Consider the following 20,337-nt stretch of genomic DNA (forward strand, 5'->3'; position numbering starts at 1 on the left):
CGTCCGATGTGCAGGAACGACGTCCCTGACCGACCTGCGCGCTCTCGTACCCCTCGCTCTGCTGGCGGCACTGGCCGCGTGCGGCACCGCCGTCCCCTCCTCCACCGGCAGCCCGTCGCCGACGCGCCGCACGGCGTCCGCCACCCGGACGGCCTGCCCGGTCAATTCCGGGTAGGCGGCAGGCCGGGATGGAGGAGCGGTAGCGAATTGTCCGGCCGTCGGGAAACCCTGGAGCATCGGCCGGGTGGAGATCGTCGCTCAGCGGGTCCGCGTCTCCTGGACCAAGCAGTCGCGCGGAGGCCAGCACGCCGCCCGCCGCAACGCCGCGCCTGCGGCGTTCGCGCTACCGCAGATCCATGCCGGCCACACCCACGAAGTGACCATGCACGAGCAGGACGGGTTCCGACCGGACTCCTGCCTGCGCAACGGTGTACCGGCAAGCGATGTCGTCCAGCTTCGCCACGACGGGGACCACATCCGCGTCGGGTTGGTCCCATCGGCCCGGGGCATGCCCCGCCGACACCGCCGCCCACCGGCCGTACGCCTCGCCCGGGGACGATGGCTACGCTGGCAGATCAACTACCGGTTCACCAGTCACTGCACGGGAGACTGGCTCTACCGCCTGGACACGTGGAACATCGCCCACGGCCCCGTTTCCCCCCGATGTCTTCCTGACGGAACCACATCACAGCATCGATGAACGGGCCGTCCTCCGCTGAGCGGAGCCGATCCGCATCCGGTGAGCGACGGACGAGGCGACCCGGATGCCGGACCAAGATCCTCATCCATGTCATTGGTTGTCACACGGATGGATCCCAGGCCGCGAGCTGGTCGAAGATACGACTGTCGCCTTCGAACTTCAGCGACTCCAGCGGCATACGGCCGTAGAAGAACAGGACCAGGTCACTGGCCTTGCCCTGGGCGGAGGCGTCGGGGGTACCGATGTCCCCTCCGGCCCCGGGCGTGAGGCGGGCGACCTGCGCGCCTGCCCGGGAAAGCCGAAGACGCCAGGAGTGGCCCTCGGTGGCGTGGTAGTCGACGACGGCTGCGGCATGCGGCCAGGCGACCGTCGTCGCGCAGAGGGTGAACTGGCAGTCGTCGAAACCGTCGAGGGCGACCTCCTCCGGTAGCGGCTGCGGAGCACCCAGGGTGAGCTGGACGTCGTAGGTGTGCACCGCGATCTCCGGCACCTGACGCCGCGCCCACGCACCAGAGGTCTGCGGTGACGGCGAGTCATCCCACCACGTCCAACACCTGCGGTCCGGGCCAGCCTCACGTAGCACGCTCGTCAGCAACCCGACGGACTCCGTCCACCAGGCCAGCAGTGCATCGCGTTTCCGCGGCGCACCCGTGCCGTCGTCCCAGGCCGACTTCTCCGGGGGCGCGTCCGCGGGCCCGGCGGCGACGACGGCGGCTGACTTGCGGCGGCTCATGCCCACGTGCTGCACGAGATCGAACAGCGTCCGCTCGGGATGGGTCGGCACCTGCATGTCGAGCCTGGGTGCTGCGGCGACCGCAGCGCGGAAGGCGGTCGACCGTTCGTCGATCAGCCGCAGATGGTCAGAGAACGTGAGAAGTTTATGCACCGGGCTTTGTATCACCGGGTTCCGTCGACCGAACAGCGAATTTCGCTCCCGATCGCAACGGGTCGGACGTCAGGTCGTCAGCCGGGGCTCTTGGAAAGGATCATCGATCGCACGGGTGCGTTCCTCGCTGGCGGGCAGCAGGTGGTGTAGGCCCGAAGGGGGAGGCCGGGGGTAGACCATCGACGCCCGAACACAGAGCCAGCTCAGAGCCTTGATCGCGGCTCTGAGCTGGTGGGCGACGGACGAGTCGACCTGTACGCCGGATTCTGTGCGCGGCGCGTACCCCTCGCGGGGTCCGCACCGGCGGCGGCCATCCATCTCGGCCTGCCGTCGCCGACAGGCTCCTGCGGCCTACCCGCAGACATCGGGCGGGCAGCCCTCAAGCGTCTGCGCCGGGTCGTCAGCTTGCGGTGACGGCCCTTGCTTGGCCTTGCTCCGGGTGGGGTTTGCCGAGCCACCCCGGTCACCCGGGGTGCTGGTGGGCTCTTACCCCACCGTTTCACCCTTACCGTCCCCGAGTGGGGTCGGCGGTCTGTTTTCTGTGGCACTGTCCCGCGGGTCGCCCCGGGTTGCCGTTAGCAACCACCCTGCCCTGTGGAGTCCGGACGTTCCTCGGCGGCGGGCCGCAGCCCGCCGACGCGACCGCCCGGTCGACTCGTCCGTCGCGTTCCCATCCTAACGGCGCGGCGTCCCGGACCCATCCCACCCCGGGCCGGGCCGCACCGAAGCCGAAAATGGTACGCGGCTGATCCGGTGCAGGTGCTCTGATCAGGGCCTACTAGCCTCTGGGCACCATGGAGCTCTCCGATGCCGTACTGCTGGTCGTCGCCGGTCTCGCGGCGGGCACGGTGAACGCGGCGGCCGGCGGCGGTTCGCTGATCACCTTCCCGGCGATGATCGCGGTGGGCATCCCGCCGGTGGCGGCGAACGTCAGCAACTCGGTGTCGGTCTTCCCGGGCTACGCGGCGAGTGTGGCGGGCAGCCGGATGGACCTGCCGCCCCGCCGGACGCTGTGGCCGTTGCTGCCGACGGCGGTGCTCGGCACGGGGGTCGGCTGTCTGCTCCTGCTGGCCACCCCGGCGCGGGCGTTCGACCTGGTGGTGCCGTTCCTGGTGCTCGGGGCCACGGCGGTGCTGGCGTTCCAGGGGCCGCTGCGCCGGCTGGTCGGGCATCCGGCCGAGCTGGGCCCGCGCCGCCGTACCCTCACGGTGCAGGCGATGGTCGCGGTCGGCACGGTGTACGGCGGCTACTTCGGCGCGGCGCTCGGGGTGATGCTGGTGGCCGGCCTGGCCCTGGTGCTGGACGCGACGCTGGCCCGGGTGTCGGCGGTGAAGAACCTGCTGTCGGCCGTGGTGGGGCTGACCACGCTTGTGGTGTTCGCCCTGTTCGGGCCGGTCAACTGGGCGGCGGTCGCGGTGGTCGCGCCGGCCACCATGCTCGGCGGGTACGTGGGGGCGCGGGTGACCCGCCGACTGCCCCCGGTGGTGCTCCGGACGCTGATCGTCTGCTTCGGTACGGTGATCGGCCTCTACCTGCTCTGGCGGGCGCTGGGCTGAGCGGCCCCGGGGCCGTTCAGTACGCCTCCCCGACGGGTTCCTCGGCGGAGTGCTCGGCCTGCCGGGCGGCCCGGTTCCAGCGGGACCAGAGCAGCCGTTCGCCGTAGCCGGCGGCCATCAGGTGCGCGCAGGTCAGGTAGACCAGCAGGCCGACGGCGAGCACCGCGGCGCCGACCCAGAACGGCAGCGCCAGCCCGTGTTCGGCGAGCTTGCCGGCGAGGATCGGGGCGGGGGCGGCGGCCCCCCAGCGGACCAGGTTGAACGCGCCGGTGGCGACCCGCCGGTCGGTGGAGCCGAGGCCGAGGGCCAGGTCGGTGAGGTTGGCGTTGGCCAGTCCCATGCACAGCCCGGCGACGACGAGCACCACCAGCGACTCGACGGTGCCGGTCGAGGTGGCGAAGAGGACCATGCAGGCCAGCAGGCCGACCAGCGCCACCCCGACGGTCTGCACCGCGCCGATCCGGTGGGCGAGCCGGTGGCCGACGAGCAGGATGCCGGCGGCCAGGCCGAGACCCCAGCCGGTGAACGCGAGGCCGAGGGGGATGACGTCGAGGCCGAGGAAGAGCGGCGTGTAGCCGAGCACCACGAAGAAGACGAAGTTGTAGGCGGCGGTGACCACGCAGAGGATGATGAACGCCGGCCGGCGGTAGGTGGCGAAGATCTGCCCCAGCCGTACGGGCGGCTGCCGGTGGGTCGGCTCACGGAGTTTGCGGGCGGCCACCAGCAGGGCGAGCACCATGAACATGCCGCAGACGAAGAACGGCAGTCGCCAGCTGATCTCGCCGAGCAGGCCACCGATCAGCGGTCCGACGGCGAAGCCGAGCCCGAGCGCGGTCTCGAAGAGGCCGACCACCCATTCCCGGTCGTTGGCGAGGTTGACCAGGACCACCATGGCGGTGGCGAAGAACATCGCGTTGCCCAGCCCCCACACGCCGCGCAGCACCGACAGTTGCACGATGTCGTTGCTGAACGAGGCGGCGATGGCGGCGAGGCCGACGACCGAGACGCCGGCGACGAGCACCGGCTTGAAGCCGAAGCGTCCGCTGGCCAGGGTCGCCGGGATCATCCCGACGGCCATCACCGCGATGTACGCGGTGAACAGCAGTTCGACCTGCCAGGCGGTGACGCCGATGGCGGTGCCGATGGCGGGCAGGATGGGGTCCACCACGGCGATGCCGGCGATGGCGAGGAAGGCCACCAGCGTGGTGGCGTAGATGGCACTGCGGTGGGGCTCGGTTCGCCGGTCCACTCCGCCTCCTGTCGGGCCGAAGCCGCATATAGCTGTATCGTACAGGTAATTCTGTTGTATCATACAGCTATGAGCGACGACCAGGCGAAGCGAACGGAGTCGGACGAGGTCACCCTCGGCCGGATCGAGACCGAGGTCGCCCTGTTGATGCGGCTGGGCGAGGCCACCCGCCGGGCCACCGGCAGCGCCGAGCACCGGGTCCTCGACCGGGCGGCGTACGTGATCCTGCGCCACCTCGACGCCACCGGCCCGCAGAACGTCTCGGCACTGGCCGCCCGGCTCAACCTGGACGGCTCCACGGTCACCCGGCAGGTCTCGGCGCTGCAACGCGACGGCCTGATCGCCCGCGCCCCCGACCCGGCGGACGGCCGGGGCACGGTGATCTCCCCCACCCCCGCCGGCCTGCACCGGATGGCCGCCGTCCAGGCCGCCCGGACCCGGCTCTACGGCGACATCCTGGCCGACTGGTCCCCCACCGACCGGGACACCCTGGCCACCCTGCTGGGCCGGCTCAACCAGGCCCTCGACTCCCGCACCCGCCGCCGCTGACCCCGCCCTCTCCCCCTTCGCCACGGCCCCCTCCCACCCGCCCCGGGCTCCCCGCCCCGCTCCGGCTCCCCGCCCCGCCCCGCCCGCCCCGGTGATCAAGAGGTTTGCGTCACCTGCACACGCGATGGGTGACGCAAACCTCTTGATCACCGACTCCCACCGGCCGGCGGGCGGCCTGACGGCCGGGTCGACCGCGTGATCAAGAGGTTCGCGTCAGTTTCCGGCGGAATGTTGACGCAAAGCTCTTGATCACCGGGGTCGGACGAGGGCGGGGCAGGGCAAGGGAAGGCGGGAGGGGGAGGGTGGGAGCGGGGAGGTGCGGTGGGTCAGGCGACCGGTTCGCGGGCCGAGTCGGCGTCGCGGTCGGGGCCGGGGGTGACGCGGGGGTCGCCCTCGTCGGCGAAGTAGTCGTCGGGAGTGGTGCCGTCCACGCCGTCGGCCACCTTCGCCGCCCGCAGCGCCAACGTGACCAGCGCCGCCACCACCAGGTTCACCAGCACGGCGACGATGCCCACGTAGATCGTCTTCTTGGTGTCGAAGCCGAAGTCGGACAGCGGGAACGCCGACCCGCCGAAGTGCGCACGCTTCGACGCCGGGTTGGGGATCTGGTAGAGCATCCACATGCCCAGCCCCATGCCGGCCACCCAGCCGGCGATCAGCGCACCCCGGTGGAACCAGCGGGTGTAGAGGCCCAGCGCCACCGCCGGCAGCGTCTGGAGGATGATCACGCCGCCGATGAGCTGGAGGTCGATGGAGAACTGCGGGTCGAGGAAGACGATGCAGGCCACCGCGCCGACCTTGACCACCAGCGAGGTGATCTTCGAGACGTTCGCCTCCTGCGCCGGGCTGGCGTCCCGCTTCAGGTACTCCTTGTAGATGTTGCGGGTGAACAGGTTCGCCGCCGCGATCGACATGATCGCCGCCGGCACCAGCGCGCCGATGCCGATCGCCGCGTACGCCACCCCGGCGAACCAGTCCGGGAACTGCTGGTCGAACAGCACCGGCACCACCGTGTTGCTGTCGACGGTGCCCTCCTTCGCCCCGGGCAGCGGCTTCACCCCGGCCGCGATCGCCATGAAGCCGAGCAGGGCGATCAGGCCGAGCAGCAGGCTGTACGCCGGCAGCGCCGACATGTTCCGCTTGATCACGTCCCGGTTCCGGCTGGCCAGTACGCCGGTGATGCTGTGCGGGTAGAGGAACAGCGCCAGCGCCGAGCCGAACGCCAGGGTGACGTACTGGAGCTGGTTGTTGGCGTTGAGCAGGATGCCGTCGTTCGGGTTCGGCGAGGCGGCGAACTTCGCGTCCGCCGCGTCGAAGATCGAACCCCAACCCCCCAGCTTGTACGGCAGGTAGATCACCGCCACCAGGATCACGACGTAGATCAGGCTGTCCTTGACGAACGCGATCAGCGCCGGGGCGCGCAACCCGGACTGGTAGGTGTAGGCGGCCAGGATCGCGAAGGCGATGATGATCGGCAGGTGCCGCGCCAGGGCGCTGTCCCCGGTGACCCCCATCGTCTTGAGCACCGCCTCGATGCCCACCAACTGCAACGCGATGTACGGCATGGTCGCGACGATGCCGGTGATCGCGATCAGCAGGGCCAGCACCGGCGAGTCGAACCGGCGGCGGACGAAGTCGGCCGGGGTGACGAACCCGTGCCGGTGCGACACCGACCACAGCCGGCAGAGCACCAGGAACACCAGCGGGTAGATGACGATCGTGTACGGCACGGCGAAGAACCCGGCCGCGCCCGCCCCGAACATCAGCGCCGGCACCGCCACGAACGTGTACGCCGTGTAGAGGTCACCGCCGACCAGGAACCAGGTGATCCAGCCGCCGAAGCTGCGCCCGCCGAGCCCCCACTCGTCGAGGTGCGCCATGTCCTTCGGCGCCCGCCACCGGGCCGCCACGAAACCCATCGCGCTGACCAGCAGAAAGAGCGCCGAGAATACGATGATCTCGGTCAAGTGATCACGCCACATCAGTGGGTTCCCCGCTTCTTGGTCATCTGGTAGACCAGCGTGGTGGTGGCCACCCCGAGCAGGATCCACACCAGTTGCAGCCAGTAGAAGCGCGGGAAGCCGAAGATCCGGGGCGAGTCCGCGTTGAACAGCGCCGGGATCAGCGGCACCACGATCGGTATGAAGAGCAACCAGTTCCAGGGGCTGTGGTCCTTCGCCCTGGACGACGCCGCACGCGGCGTCTCCGGTTCGCCAGCGGTCATCTGACCCACCTCCGGTCGTCGTTCCGGCCAGTAACGGCCGGACGCTACGACCCGGTGCGGCCAAGCACGATCAATTGGCGCTTGACGATGCGCCCAACGGTGTTCCGGCTGCGCCGAACGGCACGACGAACGGCGGGAGGCATCGACCGACGACGAACCGGCCCGGGATTCCCGGGCCGGTTCGGGGGACGATCCGCAATCAGCGGACCGGTAGGTGGGCGGTGTCGTTGACGGAGCGGACCGCGACGCCCCCGTCGGGCCACATGTCGAGCACCGAGATGCCGGCCGCGTCCAGGTAGAGCCGGTGCAGGAGGGCGTCGCCGGCCGCGAGGGCGTCGCGCAGGGCCAGCTTGATCGGCGAGACGTGCGAGACGACCACCACGGTCTCCCCGGGGTACGCCTCCCGCAGCGCCACCATCGCCCGGTCGACCCGCTGCCCGACCTCGGTGAACGATTCACCGCCCGGCGGGGCGACCCGGGTCGAGGCGAGCCAGGCGTCCAGTTCGCCGGGCCACCGGTCGCGGACCTCGGCGAAGGTGTGCCCGTCCCAGTCGCCGAAGTCGCACTCGATCCAGTCGTCCTGCGGGCGTACCGGCAGGTCACCGAGTGCTGCGGCGATCGCCTCGGCGGTGGCCGTACACCGGGACAGCGGGGAGCTGAGCACGGCCGCGACGGACGGGGCCAGCGCGGCCACCCGGGTGGCGGTGGCCCGCGCCTGGGCCTGACCGGACTCCGACAGCGGCACGTCGGCGCGGCCGGCGTAGCGGTGCTGCACGGTCCACTCGGTCTCCCCGTGCCGGACCAGGATCAGCCGGGTGGCGGTGAAGCTCGGCCTCGGCTCCCAGGACGCCTTGGCGGTCGCCGGGTCGGTGCCGGTGGACCTGGTGGCGGCCCGGGCGGCCACCTCGCGGGCCTGCGCCCGGCCCGGCGAGTCGGCTCCCGCCACCGCCCGGGGCGGCTCACCGCCGGCCGAACCCGCCGCCGACCGGGAGGGCCTACCGGCGGCGGTGTCCATCGCGGCGTTGGCGAGGGCGTCGGCGTGCCGGTTGCGTTCCCGGGGGATCCAACTGAACCGGACCGACTCGAAGCGGTCGACAAGCGCGGCGGCCCGCGCGGCGAGCGGACGCAGCCCCGGGTGTTTGATCTGCCACCGGCCGCACATCTGCTCGACCACCAGCTTCGAGTCCATCCGGGCGTCGACCTCGGCCGCGCCCAGCTCGGCGGCGGCCTCCAGCCCGGCGATCAGACCCCGGTACTCGGCGACGTTGTTGGTGGCCGTCCCGATCGACTCGGCCCGTTCGGCCAGCACCTCGCCGGTGGACGGGTCCCGGACCACGGCACCGTAACCGGCCGGCCCGGGGTTGCCCCGGGACCCGCCGTCGGCCTCGATGACGACCGCGCGCACCGCCACCGGGCTACAGCCCCGACTCGTTGGTACGCACCATGATCCGGCGGCAGTCCTCGCAGCGGACCACCTCGTCCGGGTCCGACCGGCGGATCCGGGCCAGGTCCGCGCCGGACAGCTCCAGCCGGCAGCCGCCGCAGCGGCCCGCGGTGAGCAGCGCCGCGCCGAGGCCGGTGTCCTCGCGGATCTTGTCGTAGAGGGTGACCAGGTCGGCGGGGAGGTCGGCGGCGAGCGGCTTGCGGGCGCCCTGCTTGAACTCCTCCTCCTTGGCGATCGCGGCCAGGCTCTCGTCGCGGCGCTGCTCGACGGCGGCCCGCCGGTCCCGGGCCTCGGCGATGCGGGCCTCGATCCCGTCGAGGGTGGCCTGTGCCGTCTCCCGCTGCTCCATCAGTTCCAGCTCGGCGTCCTCCAGGTCACCCTGGCGGCGGTTGAGCGAGACCAGCTCGTGCTGGAGCGCCTCCAGTTCCCGGGCCGGCCCGCTGCCGCTGGCCAGCCGGGCCTCGTCCTTGCTCTTGCGGGCCCGTACCTGGTCGATGTCCTTCTCCAGCCGGGCGATGTCCCGGTCCAGGTCGTCCACGGCGACCTGGGCGCGGACCCGCTCGTCCTCCAGGGCGGACAGCTCCCGGGCCAGGCCCTCCAGCTCGGCCCGCTCGGGCAGCGACCGGCGGCGGTGGGCGAGCTGGGCGAGGGTGGTGTCGATCGCCTGGAGGTCGAGCAGGCGGCGCTGGACCTGGGGTTCAGCCTTCACGGTCGGGGCTCCTTGTCGTCCATCGCGGGTGCGGCGGCGTGCACGGTCCACGGGTCGGTGTCCAGGTCGGACACCACGGTCTCGACGCCGAAGCCGGCCCGCAGGTGGGCGGCCACGTCGTCCAGCCAGGGTCGTTCGGTCGCCCAGTGTGCGGCGTCCAGCAGGGCGGGCCCGCCGGCGGCGAGGTGCTCACCGGCGGGATGGTGCCGCAGGTCGGAGGTGAGGAACGCGTCCGCACCGGCGGCGGTCGCCGCGGCCAGGAAGCCGTCGCCGGAACCGCCGCTGACCGCGAGGGTACGCACGATACGCGCGGGATCGCCCCCGGCGCGAACCCCCCAGACGGTGGCGGGCAGGACGGCGGCGGCACGCTCGGTCAACTCGGCGAGCGTCAGCGGGGCGGGCAGCTCACCGACCCGGCCGATGCCCCGGCCGCCGCCGGCCGCCGCCGAGCCCGCCGCGGAGGGTTGCAGCGGGCGCAGGCCGGTCAACCCGAACCGGGCGGCCAGCGCGTCGGAGACGCCCGGCGCGGCGATGTCGGCGTTGGTGTGCGCCACGTACAGCGCCACCCCGGCGCGGATCAGGTCGTGCACGATCCGCCCCTTCCAGGTGGTCGGGGCGACCGAGGAGACGCCGCGCAGCAGCAGCGGGTGGTGCGCGACGATCAGGTCGGCACCGGCGGCCAGCGCCTCGGCGACCGTCTCGGGGACGACGTCGACCGTGCCGTAGACGCGGCGGACCGGGTCGGTGGGCTCACCGAGCACCAGACCGACCCGGTCCCACTCCTCGGCCCAGGCGGGCGGGTAACACCGATCCAGCTCGGCAACCACATCGGCGACGGACGGCGGGGACGCGGTTGTGCTCACGGCCGGTCAGCTTACCGGCGCACGGTGGCGGCCACGCCCACGCCCGTCGACGGGTCAGGCCGCCGAGGTGGCCCGGGAGCGGCCCGGCAGGGCCGCGACCGCCGCCTCCCAGGGGAAGGCGTGCAGGTGCCGTTCCCCCGTACCGGGTGGGTGCAGCGGGTAGACGTCGTCGCCGAAGAGCACCGTGGCGCCCCACTCGCCCAGCCGTCGCAGGCCGGTCTGGAACGCCGGGTGCGCGGCCATCGCCACGTTGGTGAACGGCACCACCACCACCGGCACGCCCCGGCCCTGCCCCTCGACGAGCAGGCCCAGCGCCAGCGTGTCGGTGATCCCGGCCGCCCACTTGTTGACCGTGTTGACGGTGGCCGGGCAGACCAGCATCGCGTCGGCGGCGGGCAGCAGGTCCGGGTCGCCCGGGTTCTTGTAGTGGGTGCGCACCGGGTGCCCGGTCTGCCGGGCCAGGGCGGCCCGGTCGACGAACTTCGCCCCGTCGGGGGTGGTGACGACGCAGACCTCCCAGCCGTCGTCCTGGGCCAGGCCGACGAGTCGATCGAGGTGACGGGCCAGCGGCGAACCGCAGGCGATGACGTAGAGCACTCCGCGGTGCTCACTGCTCTGGTGGGGGCTGCCGCTCATCCGGCGGCCGCCGTGTTCATACTCCGACTCCCATCTGCTCAGCCAACTCCGCAATCGGCGCGGGCAACGCACCCCGTGTGCGACGCAGCACGTCGCTCATCACTTCGTGGGCGATGGGTCGGCAGCGGATCTCGGACGGGGCGAGCCGGTCGCCGCGCAGCAGCATCTCCCCCGCCATCGCGACGTCACCGAGCTGGCTGTAGCCCCGGGCCAGATCGAGCAGGTGGTGGGCCCGCCGTTCGGGCAGCAGCCCGTTGAAGCTCGGCTCGGGGATGCGCTGGTGGATCTCCACCGCCCGCCCGCCGTCGCCCAGTTCCACTGCGGCGGCGGCCCGGTGCAGCTCCAGGTTGGTCGGGCCGAACGAGGTCCAGTAGTGGTTCTGGTCGCTGCCGAGCATCAGCGCCGCCTCGTTCGCCCCGTACAGCAGGTCCTCGACGGCGTCGGAGTCGCCGAACCGGGCGGCGGCCATCGCGCCCTGCAACAGCAGCATGCCGTAGACGGAGAGCCGGTCGGGCGCGCTGTCGTTCAGGCCGCCGGGGGCGAGCTGGTTGGCGATGCTGAGGTTCAGTTCCAGGGCGGGCCGGGCCCGGCCCATCGCCACCAGCGCGTTGCAGACCCGGGCCGTGGCGACACCGGCCAGGAGTTGGTCGTCGGCCCGCTGGGCGACCGCCATCGACCGGTCGGCGGCCAGCCAGGCCAGCTCGCACTCGCCCAGCTTGCGCAGCACCGAGGAGGCGATCTGGTAGACCTGCCCGAGCAGGTGGGCGGCCTCCCGGCCCGACTCGCCGCCGTAGCCGGCGTCGGCGGCCTGGGCGTCGCGCAGCAGTTTCGGCAGCGCCCGGGTGAGCATCGCGTAGCGGCCGTACTGGTAGGTGAGCCAGGCGTGGGTGACGGCCTTGCGCAGGTCGCCCAGGGGCGGCGGGTACGACACCCCGTCGAAGTACGCGGTCATTGAGGAGTACTGCTCCAGGGCGGCCCGGATCTCCTGCACCTCGAACTGGTCGATGCAGCTCAACGCGTCGGTACGCCGTTCCGGGTCCTTGCCGAGCAGCAGTTGCACGTCGATCCGCAGGATCACGGCGATCTCGTACAGCACGGAGAACTTGTCCAGCCGGCGGACCCCGCGTTCGACCTTGTCGACCCAGCTCTTGGACTTGCCGAGTCGGTCGGCGAAGACCTGCTGGGACATCTTGCGTCGCCCGCGCCAGTAGGCCACCCGTCGCCCGATCGGAAGCTCGTCCATCTTCTCCTGTTCCTCCCCCTCGTGGGTCGTCCGGTCGGGCTCCGGACGACCCACGCCGGGCGTCTCCGATCCGTCCGCCCAGGTTGCCGCTGGTCGCACAGCGTGTACGTCACACGTACAGCCAGTTCTCATAGCTTCGTGCAAGTTGCATGAGCCGTTCGTCAGGTGTCAACGATCCCGGATCACGACAGTGACGGCGCTCGACGTGAGGGGTGGCGGTGACCGGTCGAGGCCAGAGGAGAGCACGGGACATGTGGGGGAACGTCGGGCCACGGGTCGCCCAGCTGGCCCCGATCGAACGGGTCCGGCTGCGCCGGATCGCCGTGCGGTACGCGGTGCACGGCTGGGAGGTGACCCCCGGCGCCTGCCTGGCGCGCAGCCGGTTCGTGTGCGGCCGGGCCGGTTGTCCCACCGTCGGCTGCCATCCCGCGCTGGAGAACTGGGAGCGGGGGGCGAGCACCGACCCGGCCCGGGTGGCCACCTGGTGGCGCAGCCGCCCGCACGGGGTGCTGCTGCCCACCGGTCGCGCCTTCGACGTGCTGGAGGTGTCGGCGCACCTGGGCCGGCGACTGCTCGACGCGGTACCCGGGCACCCCGCCGGTCCGGGCGTCCGGGGCCCGGTGGTGGTGACCCCGACCGGACGCTGGATGTTCCTGGTCCGCCCCGGCGACCCGCTGCGCCCCGAGCTGGAACACTGCTTCCACGTCGTCCGGCACGGCACCGGCTCGTGGATCCCGGCACCCCCCACCCGGCTGCCCGAGGGCCCGGTGCGCTGGGCGGTCGCCCCGGAGCAGGCCCGCTGGCGGCTGCCCGACTCGTACCTGGTGCAGAACACCCTGATCGAGACGTTGCGGGCCGACGGGGTGACGCTGACCCCGGAGCTGCTGCCCGGCCAGCTCCCGCTGCCCCGGCGCGGCCACTGACCGGCCGGTCACCGGACAGCCGGCCACCGACCGGCCGGTCGCAGGGGGGCGGGACACGGCCGGGTCGGGTTCCCGCCAGCGTCCCCGCCGACGCCGGACTCGTTGCACACCACGACGGCGCGCACGCGCCACCGGAGCGGGGGTACGACATGGCCAGGGACGAGATGCGGCACACCGGCGGCACCGAACCGCCGTACCGGCGACGGCCCCGCCACTGGTCGGACACCCGACCGGCCGGCTCCCGCCCGGGTCGCCCCCGGCCGACCGGCTCCCGCCCGGCCGGCACCCACCGCACGGCCCGGTGAACGCCCCCACCGGCAGGTGACCCCGCCACCACGTCGCCGTCTCAGTCGGCCAGCGGCAGGGCGGTGGAACGCAGCAGCCGACCGTCGTCGGTGACCACCGCGTGCAGGTGGCCGGGGAGCCGGTCCAGCCAACCGACGCCGGCCACGCCCATCGCCACCGCCGCCGTGGCGTACGCGTCGGCAACGCCCAGGTCGGGGCCGACCACGGTGACCGAGCGCAACCCCCGGGCCGGTACGCCCCGGCGCGGGTCGAGCACGTGGTGCCCCCGTTCGTACACGCCCGAGGTGGCGACGGCCAGGTCGGTGCCGGTGAGCACCAGGCAGGTGGCGTCCGCGTCCCACGGGTGCCGCACGCCGATCCGCCACGGCCGCCCCGACGACGAGTGCCCGCGTACGCGCACGTCGCCGCCGGCGTTGAGGCAGTGGTCGACCGCCCCGGCCGCCACCAGCCGGTCCGAGGCGACCTGGGCGGCCCAGCCCTTCACGTAGCCGGAGGGGTCCAACCGGCCGGTGGCGTACGCGTCGAAGAAGCCGTCGGTGTCGGCCCACAGGTCGGCGCAGCGGGCCAGCACCGCGCGCAGGTCCGCCGACGCCCCGGCCGGCGGCAGCTCCCCCCGGTCGAGGCGGCGCACCTCGCTGTCCTCGCGGTAGGTGGTGAACCGGGCGTCGACCTCCCGCAGCCAGCGGAACGTGTCGTCGGCCAGCGTACGCAGGACGGCGGCGGGCAGGTCGGTGGCGAGGTCCAGGCTGATCGCCGTACCCATGACCTGCTCGACCCGGCGCAGGCCGGGCCGGGTCGACGGCGCACCCACCTAGCGGGCCTGGTCGAGCGCGGCCTGCAACGACCGGCGGTAGCCGTCGCTGGTGGCGGTCGCCTGGGAGACCGTGTCCAGGTTGGCGCCCTGCTGGCGCACCACGTCGCCGCTGGTGCCGCTGTAGGCGGCGTCGACCCGGTCGCTGCGCAGGTCGGACTGGCCGCCCTGGGGCAGTTCCAGGGCCACCGCGTCGACGATCCGCGTGCCGGCGACGGTGATCCGCACCTGCACGTTGCCGAACTCGGTGGAGACCACCGGGCCGGTGACCGTGCGGGTGGTGGGCTTCGGCGCGGTGGTCCGGCCGGCGGCCGGGGTGCGGCGGGTGCCGGCGTCCCCGCCGGGGGTGGTCCGCCGCGCCGCCGGGGTGCGGCCGGCGGTGGAGCTGGGTTGGCCGGTCGGCCGGGGCGTCGCGGCGGTCCGCTGCGGCGTCGCGCCGGGGGTGGCCGGCCCGGTGCGGTCCGGCGTGCCGACCGGTACGCCGACGGGCAGCTCCCGGGCGACCTGGCGGTCCTCGGGTGCGCCCTTGAGCACCACCAGGGCGGTGGTGCCGGCGGCCAGCCCGGTGATCGCGAGCAGCGCGCGACGCATGTCAGGTGCCCTCCTACAGCTCGAACGGGGCGAGGTGGATCTGCCGGCGGGGCACGCCTGCCTGCCGGAGCGCCCGCACCGAGGAGTCGACCAGCCCCTGCGGGCCGCACAGGTAGACGTCGCGGCGGGTCAGGTCGGGCACCAGCCGGCGCAGTCCGTCCGGGCTCATCACCTGGCGGGGGCCGGCGTCGTCGCGGGAGCCGACGACGTACCAGACGGAGGTCTGCCGGGCCTGGGCCAGCCAGTCCAGCTCGTGCTGCAACAGCACGTCGGCCGGGGTGCGGGCCCGGTAGATCAGGGCCGCGCCGGCGGGCAGTTCCTCAAGCATCGCCCGCAGCGGGCCGATGCCGCTGCCACCGGCGATCAGCAGGGCCCGCTCCCGGGTGCGGTGCGCGGCGGTGAACGTGCCGGACGGCCCCTCCACCCAGACCCGGGTGCCCGGGTCGAGGTCACGCAGGTCCCGGGTGTGCCCGCCGACCACCTTCACGGTCAGCCGCAGCCACCGGCCGTTCGCGGCGGCGGAGAGCGAGAACGGGTGCGACTGCCACCAGCAGCCCCGGGCCAGGAACCGCCAGCGCAGGTACTGCCCGCCGAGCGGGTCGAGCTGGTGCAGCCGGCGGCCGGTCAGGTAGATCGACACGGTGTCCGGGCTCTCGGCCACCACGTCGGCCACCCGCAGCCGGTGCCGCAGGTTGAGCAGCACCGGCGCGACCAGCCGGCCCCACACCAGGGCGGCGGCGACCAGCAGATATGCGGCAATCCAGCCGGTGCGGACCGGGCCGGGCGGGAAGAGTTGCGCACCGTTGCTGAACTGGTGGCCGAAGCCGAGCAGCAGCGCCAGGTAGCTGGTCAGGTGCAGGTGGTACCAGAGTTCGTAGGGCATCGCCCGGCGGACCGCCCGGATGCCGGTGCCGCCGACGAGCACCAGGATGCCGGCCGCGGCGAACGCGGACACCATGTCGTCGAAGTCGCGCAGCAGCACCCCCACCTGGGCGGTGACCGGGTTGCCCAGGGTCCGCGCGTAGCCGACCACCAGCAGCGACAGGTGCGCCAGCACCGCCACCAGCAGGGTCGCGCCGAGGTCCCGGTGCACCCGGGACAGCCGCTCGCCGCCGACCCCGCGTTCCAGCACGCCGAGGCGGCTCATCATCAGCACCTGCACCAGCAGCAGGTAGCCGGCGACCAGGCCGGTGACCCGACCGGCGGCGGTGAGCACGTCGGCGGTGCCGGTCAGCGAGCCGGCCGGGGTGTCGAGCCACCACGGCAGCACCGCGGCCACCAGACCGGCCCAGAACAGCGCGGACAGCGCCCGCCGGCCGGCGGACCCGCGGCGGGGCCGGGCCGGCGGCGGGGGTACGGGCGCAGCCGGCCGGCCGCCGTACCCGGACGGGTCCCGGGTACGACGACCGGCGGCGTGCATGTCCTGGTAGGTCACGCGTAGAGCTTCATCGGGGTGTACTTGCGCCGCGGGAAGATCTTGTCGATCTGGGCGGTGGTCAGCCCGAACCGGCCCTGCGCCACCGCGCCGTAGACGTCGAACATATTGTTGTACTCGGGTACGTCCCCCGAGTCCAGGTCGCCCAGCCCGTCCCAGCGGCCCAGCAGCGAGCCGGCGAGCTTACGCCCGGACAGGATGGTGACCACCCCGCCGTGGCCGTGGTCGGTGCCGCCGCCGTTGGAGGCGACCCGGCGGCCGAACTCGCTGGACACCATGATGGTGACGTCGGCGGCCCGGTCACCCAGGTCGGTGAGGAACGCCGCCATCGCCTTCGCCAGCTCACCGAGGCGGCGGTGGAGCTGGCCGCCGGAGCGGGTGCCCTGGTTCTCGTGGGTGTCGTAGCCGCCCATCCCGACCGTGGCGACCCGGACGTTCGCCCCGCCCTTGATGAGCTGGGCGAGCTGCCCGAAGGCGTACCCGACGCCCTCGTACGTGACGCCCTGCGCCGGCTGGTACGGCTTGGCGGCGAGCTGCTGGGCGGTGGACAGCGCACCCATCCCCTCGATCACCGCCTCCTCGACCGGGTGGTTGATGCCGGTGAACAGGCCCCGGATCGCCTTCTCGGTGGCCGCCCGGTAGCGGTCGTCGCCGTTGAGCCGCAGCGAGCCGACGCTGTTGAGCGACAACGCGCCGTTGGTGCCGACCAGCGAGCGGGGCAGGGTGCTGCCGATGCCGACGCTGCGGAACGCGGTGCCCTTGCCGAGGGAGTCGACGAGGCTGTCCAGCCAGCCCCGGCCACCGGTCTCGCTGGGCAGGCCACCGAGGTTGCAGGCGTCGGCGGCCTGGAAGTGGCTGCGGGACAGCCGCTCGTCGGAGACCGCCGGGACGAACCCGAGCTGACCGGCCTTCAGCCACTTCTCCAGCGGGGCGAACGCGCTGGTCAGCTTGAAGCCCCGGCCCAGGGCCAGCGAGTCGCCGCCGAGCAGCAGGTCGGGGCGGGCCTTGGCGAGCACCGGGTCGTCGGCGGGGGCGACCAGGCTCAGCCCGTCCAGCCCGCCGTAGAGGAAGACGTGGATCAGGGTGCCGGTCTTCGTCGCCGCGAACGACGCGGAGGTGGTGACGAACTGGGCGGTGGCCAGGGCGGTGGCGGTGGCGGCGGCACCGGCGACGAACGTCCGCCGGGTCACCCCGCGTCCGTCCTGCTGCGCCTCCTCCAGGTCCTCCAGCCGGCGGTAGCGGTCGGCCTCGGCGGCGTTCTCGGCGGCGACGATGTCGGCCTCGGCGCGCAGCAGCGCCTGCGCCGGGTCGTCGGCGAGCCGGCGCAGGTCGGGGCACTCGGGGTGCAGGGGGAACGCGGGCACGGTCTTCTCCATCGGGTGCGTCACCGGCTTCTCCATCGTCTGCCTCACCGCAGGTGGTGCTGGGGGGACGCGAGGATCGCCCGCGCGACGGCGGCGATCGCCCCGTCGAACGTGGCGTCGACCCTGGCGGTGGCGGACACGCCGGCCACGCCGAGGATCAGGTTCCGCTCCCGCGTCGACAGCTTCTGGTGCACCAGCCGCTGGGCCAACGCGTCCACGTACGCCCCGGCGGTGGCCGGCGGCCTGGCCACCAGCTTCTCCGGCCTGGTGTAGGTGAACTGGGTGCGGTTGCCGGCGATCAGGTCGGCGGCCTCGTTCCAGCCGTTGACCATCGTGCCGGCCGACGTCCAGGCAACGTAGACGTCGGGGTAGCCGTCGGGGGTGGGCTGGCCCATCGGGTACTGGCCCAGCTCGCGCAGCTTGTCGTGGATCTGGCGCAGCCCCTGGGCGAACGCGGTGCGTTTGCTGTCGCCCTGCCGGAAGCCCGGCCCGGCCTGCGGCCCGACGCCGAGCGTCCGGTACGTGGCGACCAGGTACTCCATCGGCCGGCGCACCTTCTGCCCGACCGCCGCCCAGAACTCCGAGGAGCTGAACAGCGACATCAGCAGCGGCTTCACCGAGCCCTTGTTGACCGTGTAGATCTGGGCGAGCCGGTCCACCAGGGACTTCGGCGGGGTGTCCGAGACGAACCGGGTGGCCAGGCTGCGGGCCACGTACCTGGCGGTCGACGGGTGCAGCGCGATGTAGGTGATGTACGCGTCGATGACCTGGTCGGCCTTCTTCGGGTCGGTCGAGTCGTTGGGGTGGCTGAAGCCGAGGATCTTCACCTTGCCCCGGTAGTGCCGGTCGTGGCGGAAGACGTACCTGCCGTCGTCGACGCCCCGGCCGGTCTGGAGCAGGGCGGCCTGCCGGACGTCCTTCTCGGTGTAGCCGCCGTCGACCCCGACCGAGTACAGCTCCAGGTTCTCCCGGGCCAGGTTCTCGTTGACCGCGTCGGCCCGGGAGTCGTTCTGGTTGAGGTAGAGCAGCAGCGCCGGGTGCTTGTTCGCCGCCACCAGCATGTCCGGGTAGCTGCCCATGGCGTGCTTGCGGACCACGTCCCGGTCGAACGAGTTCCGGTACGCCTCACCCCCGTCGAAGTCCGCCGCGACGTGCAGGAAGTCGTTCCAGAAGTCGACCATCACCTCGTAGAGCTGCCGCTCCGACCAGATCTGCCGGGCCAGCGTGCCGTCGACCATCTCCTTCTCCGGCTGCGCGCCCCGCTCGTTGAGCTGCTCCCGCTGGTCGCGTACCTGCTGGCTGCTCAGGGCGAGGGTGGGCAGCTCGGCGAGCTTCAGCTCGGCGGGGCTCGGCGCGATCTTCTCCGGGTCGAGCTGCCGGCGCACCCAGGCGTCGATGCCCATCCGCCTGATGTCGGCGAGCACCTTCGGGGTGGCCCCGAAGGTGGCCCGGCTGGCCAGGTGCCGGACGGGGTCCTTGGCCAGCACGGTCTTCACCGTCACCGGGGTGCGCGCGGCCGCGTCGGCCGGGCCGGAGAAGGTACGCCCACCACTGGGCGAGTTCTTCTTCAGCGCCGCACCGGCCCGGGAGCCCATGTAGCTCTCGTTCTGCTCGGTGTAGGTGCGTACCGTGCTGGGCTGCTGGCCGCTGGGGCGGGCCGGCGTGCCGTCGGTGACGGTCGCGCCGGTGGCGTCCCCGGCGGCGGCGTCGCCGAACAGGCCGCGCACCTGGGGGCTCATCGCCAGCGCCGCGCCGCCGGCCACCACGGCGGCGGTGCCGCCCAGCGCGACCAGGGCGCGCCGCCGGCCGACCCGGTCCCGGCCGTCGCCGTCGTCGTCCAGGTGGGGCAGTCCGGTGCCGGCCGGCTGGTGGAACGCCTGCCGACCCAGCCCCTCGGGCCCCACCCACTGCGGGCCCCGGGACACCGGCGGCGGCCCGTACGGCGCGGCCGGGACCTCGTACCCCGGGGTGTGCCCGCCGGGGGTGTGCGGTCGATGCGGTGGCACATTCTGGTCGGCCATGTACCGGTCCCGTTTTCTTTCGATGCGCCGTACCGCTGCGACCGGGGGGCGGGGCGGAGGGTGCGGCGGCGGCTGCCGGAGGAGTTGCCACGGGAAGGTAGCCAAGGGCTGAGCTGCCGACAAGGCTGGTCACGGCCGTCGGCGGGGGCACTTAAGGTGCCGCTGTGCGACGGTGCCGGCCGGGTGGTTGCGCCCCGGCCGGGCCGCACCGTCCCCAGCAGGGACGACGTGTCCGGCCGCGCCCCCGCCGTAACGTTTTGGCGGTACGTGTCACGGGGCGTGGCGTTCACCGGCACAGCGAAACTTAAGCCCCCGGTAAGCCGGCGCTGAGGTGGTCCGCGCCCACCCGGCCCGGTTTCGGGCGGCCCGTCCCCGGCTGTTCCCGGCCCTGCCCGCCGACGCCGCCCGGGGCCGAAAGTAGCAGCAGGAGCAGGGCGTGACCGGCCGCCGCAGCGGGTAAGCCGCCGAACCGCTGAAGCCTGAGGGGAAGGCACCGCCATGCTCAGCAAAGAGGATCAGCGCAGGTTCGAACAGATCACCCGGCAGCTCCGGGAGAGCGATCCGAAGTTCTTCGCACGACTCGACCATCGGATCCGGGCCCGACGCGGGCGCTGGTTGATGCTGCTGACGGTCATCCTGTGGGCGTCGCTGCCCGCGATGACCGTCCTGGCCGGACGGACGGCGGGCGCGGCGTGCGTCGTCGTCCTCGCGGCCAACACCGGCCTGATGTGGCACTTCCGGCACCGCTGGCGCTGACCCGCGTGGCCATGACCGGCACCAGGGGTCGCGATGCTGCGGCACCGCAGCGACGGGGCACCCCGGCATCG

Annotated in this window: 19 protein-coding genes and 1 other RNA gene; 5 read left to right on the top strand and 15 right to left on the bottom strand. The window is 73.0% G+C overall.

The features are described from left to right. Positions 1–244 precede the first annotated feature (244 nt). Positions 245–700: a hypothetical protein gene (locus B5D80_RS16790; RefSeq protein ID WP_211291536.1), complete on the top strand. Its 456-nt coding sequence runs from the start codon at positions 245–247 to the stop codon at positions 698–700. Positions 701–800: 100 nt separating this feature from the next. Here B5D80_RS16790 and B5D80_RS16795 read toward each other — a convergent pair whose 3' ends face one another. Together B5D80_RS16795 and rnpB are read right to left on the bottom strand one after the other, a co-directional pair. Then, positions 801–1,586 carry a maleylpyruvate isomerase family mycothiol-dependent enzyme gene (locus B5D80_RS16795; protein WP_088644820.1) on the bottom strand — a complete coding sequence of 262 codons (786 nt, stop codon included), beginning with the start codon at positions 1,584–1,586 and terminating at the stop codon, positions 801–803. A 239-nt stretch (positions 1,587–1,825) separates the two neighbouring features. Further along, an RNA gene (rnpB, locus tag B5D80_RS16800) (RNase P RNA component class A) lies at positions 1,826–2,244 on the bottom strand. A gap of 136 nt (positions 2,245–2,380) precedes the next feature. On the opposite strand from rnpB, the gene B5D80_RS16805 reads away from it, so the two are divergent. Next, positions 2,381–3,142: a sulfite exporter TauE/SafE family protein gene (locus tag B5D80_RS16805; RefSeq protein WP_088644821.1), complete on the top strand. Its 762-nt coding sequence runs from the start codon at positions 2,381–2,383 to the stop codon at positions 3,140–3,142. A gap of 16 nt (positions 3,143–3,158) precedes the next feature. Here B5D80_RS16805 and B5D80_RS16810 read toward each other — a convergent pair whose 3' ends face one another. Further along, entirely contained in the window at positions 3,159–4,391 is a 1,233-nt protein-coding gene (locus B5D80_RS16810; RefSeq protein ID WP_088644822.1) for an MFS transporter, read from the bottom strand. 69 nt (positions 4,392–4,460) lie between these two features. On the opposite strand from B5D80_RS16810, the gene B5D80_RS16815 reads away from it, so the two are divergent. Beyond that, positions 4,461–4,940, top strand: a complete 480-nt coding sequence (locus B5D80_RS16815) for a MarR family winged helix-turn-helix transcriptional regulator (RefSeq protein WP_088644823.1) — start codon at positions 4,461–4,463, stop codon at positions 4,938–4,940. A gap of 326 nt (positions 4,941–5,266) precedes the next feature. On the opposite strand, the gene mctP is transcribed toward B5D80_RS16815, so the two are convergent. From mctP to B5D80_RS16850, 7 genes are all read right to left on the bottom strand, one after another. Further along, positions 5,267–6,922 carry a monocarboxylate uptake permease MctP gene (gene mctP, locus B5D80_RS16820; protein WP_088644824.1) on the bottom strand — a complete coding sequence of 552 codons (1,656 nt, stop codon included), beginning with the start codon at positions 6,920–6,922 and terminating at the stop codon, positions 5,267–5,269. Then, entirely contained in the window at positions 6,922–7,164 is a 243-nt protein-coding gene (locus B5D80_RS16825; protein ID WP_088644873.1) for a DUF3311 domain-containing protein, read from the bottom strand. The genes mctP and B5D80_RS16825 overlap by 1 nt, the downstream gene beginning before the upstream one ends. Positions 7,165–7,363: 199 nt before the next feature. Further along, the gene (locus B5D80_RS16830) at positions 7,364–8,575 is read right to left on the bottom strand and encodes a bifunctional RNase H/acid phosphatase (RefSeq protein WP_088644825.1); all 1,212 of its coding nucleotides are present in this window, start codon (positions 8,573–8,575) and stop codon (positions 7,364–7,366) included. A gap of 4 nt (positions 8,576–8,579) precedes the next feature. After that, positions 8,580–9,317, bottom strand: coding sequence for a zinc ribbon domain-containing protein (locus B5D80_RS16835; protein ID WP_088644826.1), 738 nt, complete (start codon positions 9,315–9,317; stop codon positions 8,580–8,582). Next, positions 9,314–10,144, bottom strand: coding sequence for a Nif3-like dinuclear metal center hexameric protein (locus tag B5D80_RS16840; RefSeq protein ID WP_211291541.1), 831 nt, complete (start codon positions 10,142–10,144; stop codon positions 9,314–9,316). Before B5D80_RS16840 ends, B5D80_RS16835 begins: the two co-directional genes overlap by 4 nt. Before the next feature lie 90 nt (positions 10,145–10,234). Continuing rightward, complete coding sequence (locus B5D80_RS16845) at positions 10,235–10,816, bottom strand: flavoprotein (RefSeq protein ID WP_088644828.1); 582 nt, start codon at positions 10,814–10,816, stop codon at positions 10,235–10,237. Between the two features lie 16 nt (positions 10,817–10,832). Next, positions 10,833–12,059 (bottom strand): helix-turn-helix domain-containing protein, encoded by a 1,227-nt coding sequence (locus tag B5D80_RS16850; RefSeq protein ID WP_088644874.1) that lies wholly within the window; start codon positions 12,057–12,059, stop codon positions 10,833–10,835. A gap of 251 nt (positions 12,060–12,310) precedes the next feature. On the opposite strand from B5D80_RS16850, the gene B5D80_RS16855 reads away from it, so the two are divergent. After that, positions 12,311–12,982, top strand: a complete 672-nt coding sequence (locus tag B5D80_RS16855; RefSeq protein ID WP_088644829.1) for a bifunctional DNA primase/polymerase — start codon at positions 12,311–12,313, stop codon at positions 12,980–12,982. Between the two features lie 346 nt (positions 12,983–13,328). Here B5D80_RS16855 and B5D80_RS16860 read toward each other — a convergent pair whose 3' ends face one another. Genes B5D80_RS16860 through B5D80_RS16880 form a run of 5 tightly spaced genes read right to left on the bottom strand, consistent with a single transcriptional unit; the run spans position 13,329 to position 19,510 of the window. Next, positions 13,329–14,051 (bottom strand): FAD:protein FMN transferase, encoded by a 723-nt coding sequence (locus B5D80_RS16860; RefSeq protein WP_088644875.1) that lies wholly within the window; start codon positions 14,049–14,051, stop codon positions 13,329–13,331. Between the two features lie 48 nt (positions 14,052–14,099). Then, positions 14,100–14,690, bottom strand: coding sequence for an FMN-binding protein (locus B5D80_RS16865; RefSeq protein WP_088644830.1), 591 nt, complete (start codon positions 14,688–14,690; stop codon positions 14,100–14,102). Positions 14,691–14,703: 13 nt separating this feature from the next. Further along, positions 14,704–16,125: a ferredoxin reductase family protein gene (locus tag B5D80_RS16870; protein ID WP_088644831.1), complete on the bottom strand. Its 1,422-nt coding sequence runs from the start codon at positions 16,123–16,125 to the stop codon at positions 14,704–14,706. Then, entirely contained in the window at positions 16,122–17,513 is a 1,392-nt protein-coding gene (locus B5D80_RS16875; RefSeq protein WP_245854663.1) for a DUF1501 domain-containing protein, read from the bottom strand. The genes B5D80_RS16870 and B5D80_RS16875 overlap by 4 nt, the downstream gene beginning before the upstream one ends. 20 nt (positions 17,514–17,533) lie before the next feature. Further along, complete coding sequence (locus B5D80_RS16880) at positions 17,534–19,510, bottom strand: DUF1800 domain-containing protein (RefSeq protein ID WP_088644832.1); 1,977 nt, start codon at positions 19,508–19,510, stop codon at positions 17,534–17,536. A 498-nt stretch (positions 19,511–20,008) separates the two neighbouring features. Here B5D80_RS16880 and B5D80_RS16885 point away from each other — a divergent pair, with 498 nt between their 5' ends. Then, a complete protein-coding gene (locus B5D80_RS16885) occupies positions 20,009–20,266 on the top strand; it encodes a DUF3040 domain-containing protein (RefSeq protein WP_088644833.1) in 258 nt (85 codons plus the stop codon). Positions 20,267–20,337: the final 71 nt, after the last annotated feature.

This window comes from Micromonospora wenchangensis (genome assembly GCF_002210435.1).
Classification (GTDB): Bacteria; Actinomycetota; Actinomycetes; order Mycobacteriales; family Micromonosporaceae; genus Micromonospora; species Micromonospora wenchangensis.

Excerpts from the sequence above, each read along its gene's own strand:
- B5D80_RS16805 (WP_088644821.1), top strand. The coding sequence starts at position 2,381 with ATGGAGCTCTCCGATGCCGTACTGCTGGTCGTCGCCGGTCTCGCGGCG.
- B5D80_RS16815 (WP_088644823.1), top strand. The coding sequence starts at position 4,461 with ATGAGCGACGACCAGGCGAAGCGAACGGAGTCGGACGAGGTCACCCTC.
- mctP (WP_088644824.1), bottom strand. The coding sequence starts at position 6,922 with ATGTGGCGTGATCACTTGACCGAGATCATCGTATTCTCGGCGCTCTTT.
- B5D80_RS16825 (WP_088644873.1), bottom strand. The coding sequence starts at position 7,164 with ATGACCGCTGGCGAACCGGAGACGCCGCGTGCGGCGTCGTCCAGGGCG.
- B5D80_RS16845 (WP_088644828.1), bottom strand. The coding sequence starts at position 10,816 with ATGAGCGGCAGCCCCCACCAGAGCAGTGAGCACCGCGGAGTGCTCTAC.
- B5D80_RS16850 (WP_088644874.1), bottom strand. The coding sequence starts at position 12,059 with ATGGACGAGCTTCCGATCGGGCGACGGGTGGCCTACTGGCGCGGGCGA.
- B5D80_RS16855 (WP_088644829.1), top strand. The coding sequence starts at position 12,311 with ATGTGGGGGAACGTCGGGCCACGGGTCGCCCAGCTGGCCCCGATCGAA.
- B5D80_RS16860 (WP_088644875.1), bottom strand. The coding sequence starts at position 14,051 with ATGGGTACGGCGATCAGCCTGGACCTCGCCACCGACCTGCCCGCCGCC.
- B5D80_RS16865 (WP_088644830.1), bottom strand. The coding sequence starts at position 14,690 with ATGCGTCGCGCGCTGCTCGCGATCACCGGGCTGGCCGCCGGCACCACC.
- B5D80_RS16880 (WP_088644832.1), bottom strand. The coding sequence starts at position 19,510 with ATGGCCGACCAGAATGTGCCACCGCATCGACCGCACACCCCCGGCGGG.
- B5D80_RS16885 (WP_088644833.1), top strand. The coding sequence starts at position 20,009 with ATGCTCAGCAAAGAGGATCAGCGCAGGTTCGAACAGATCACCCGGCAG.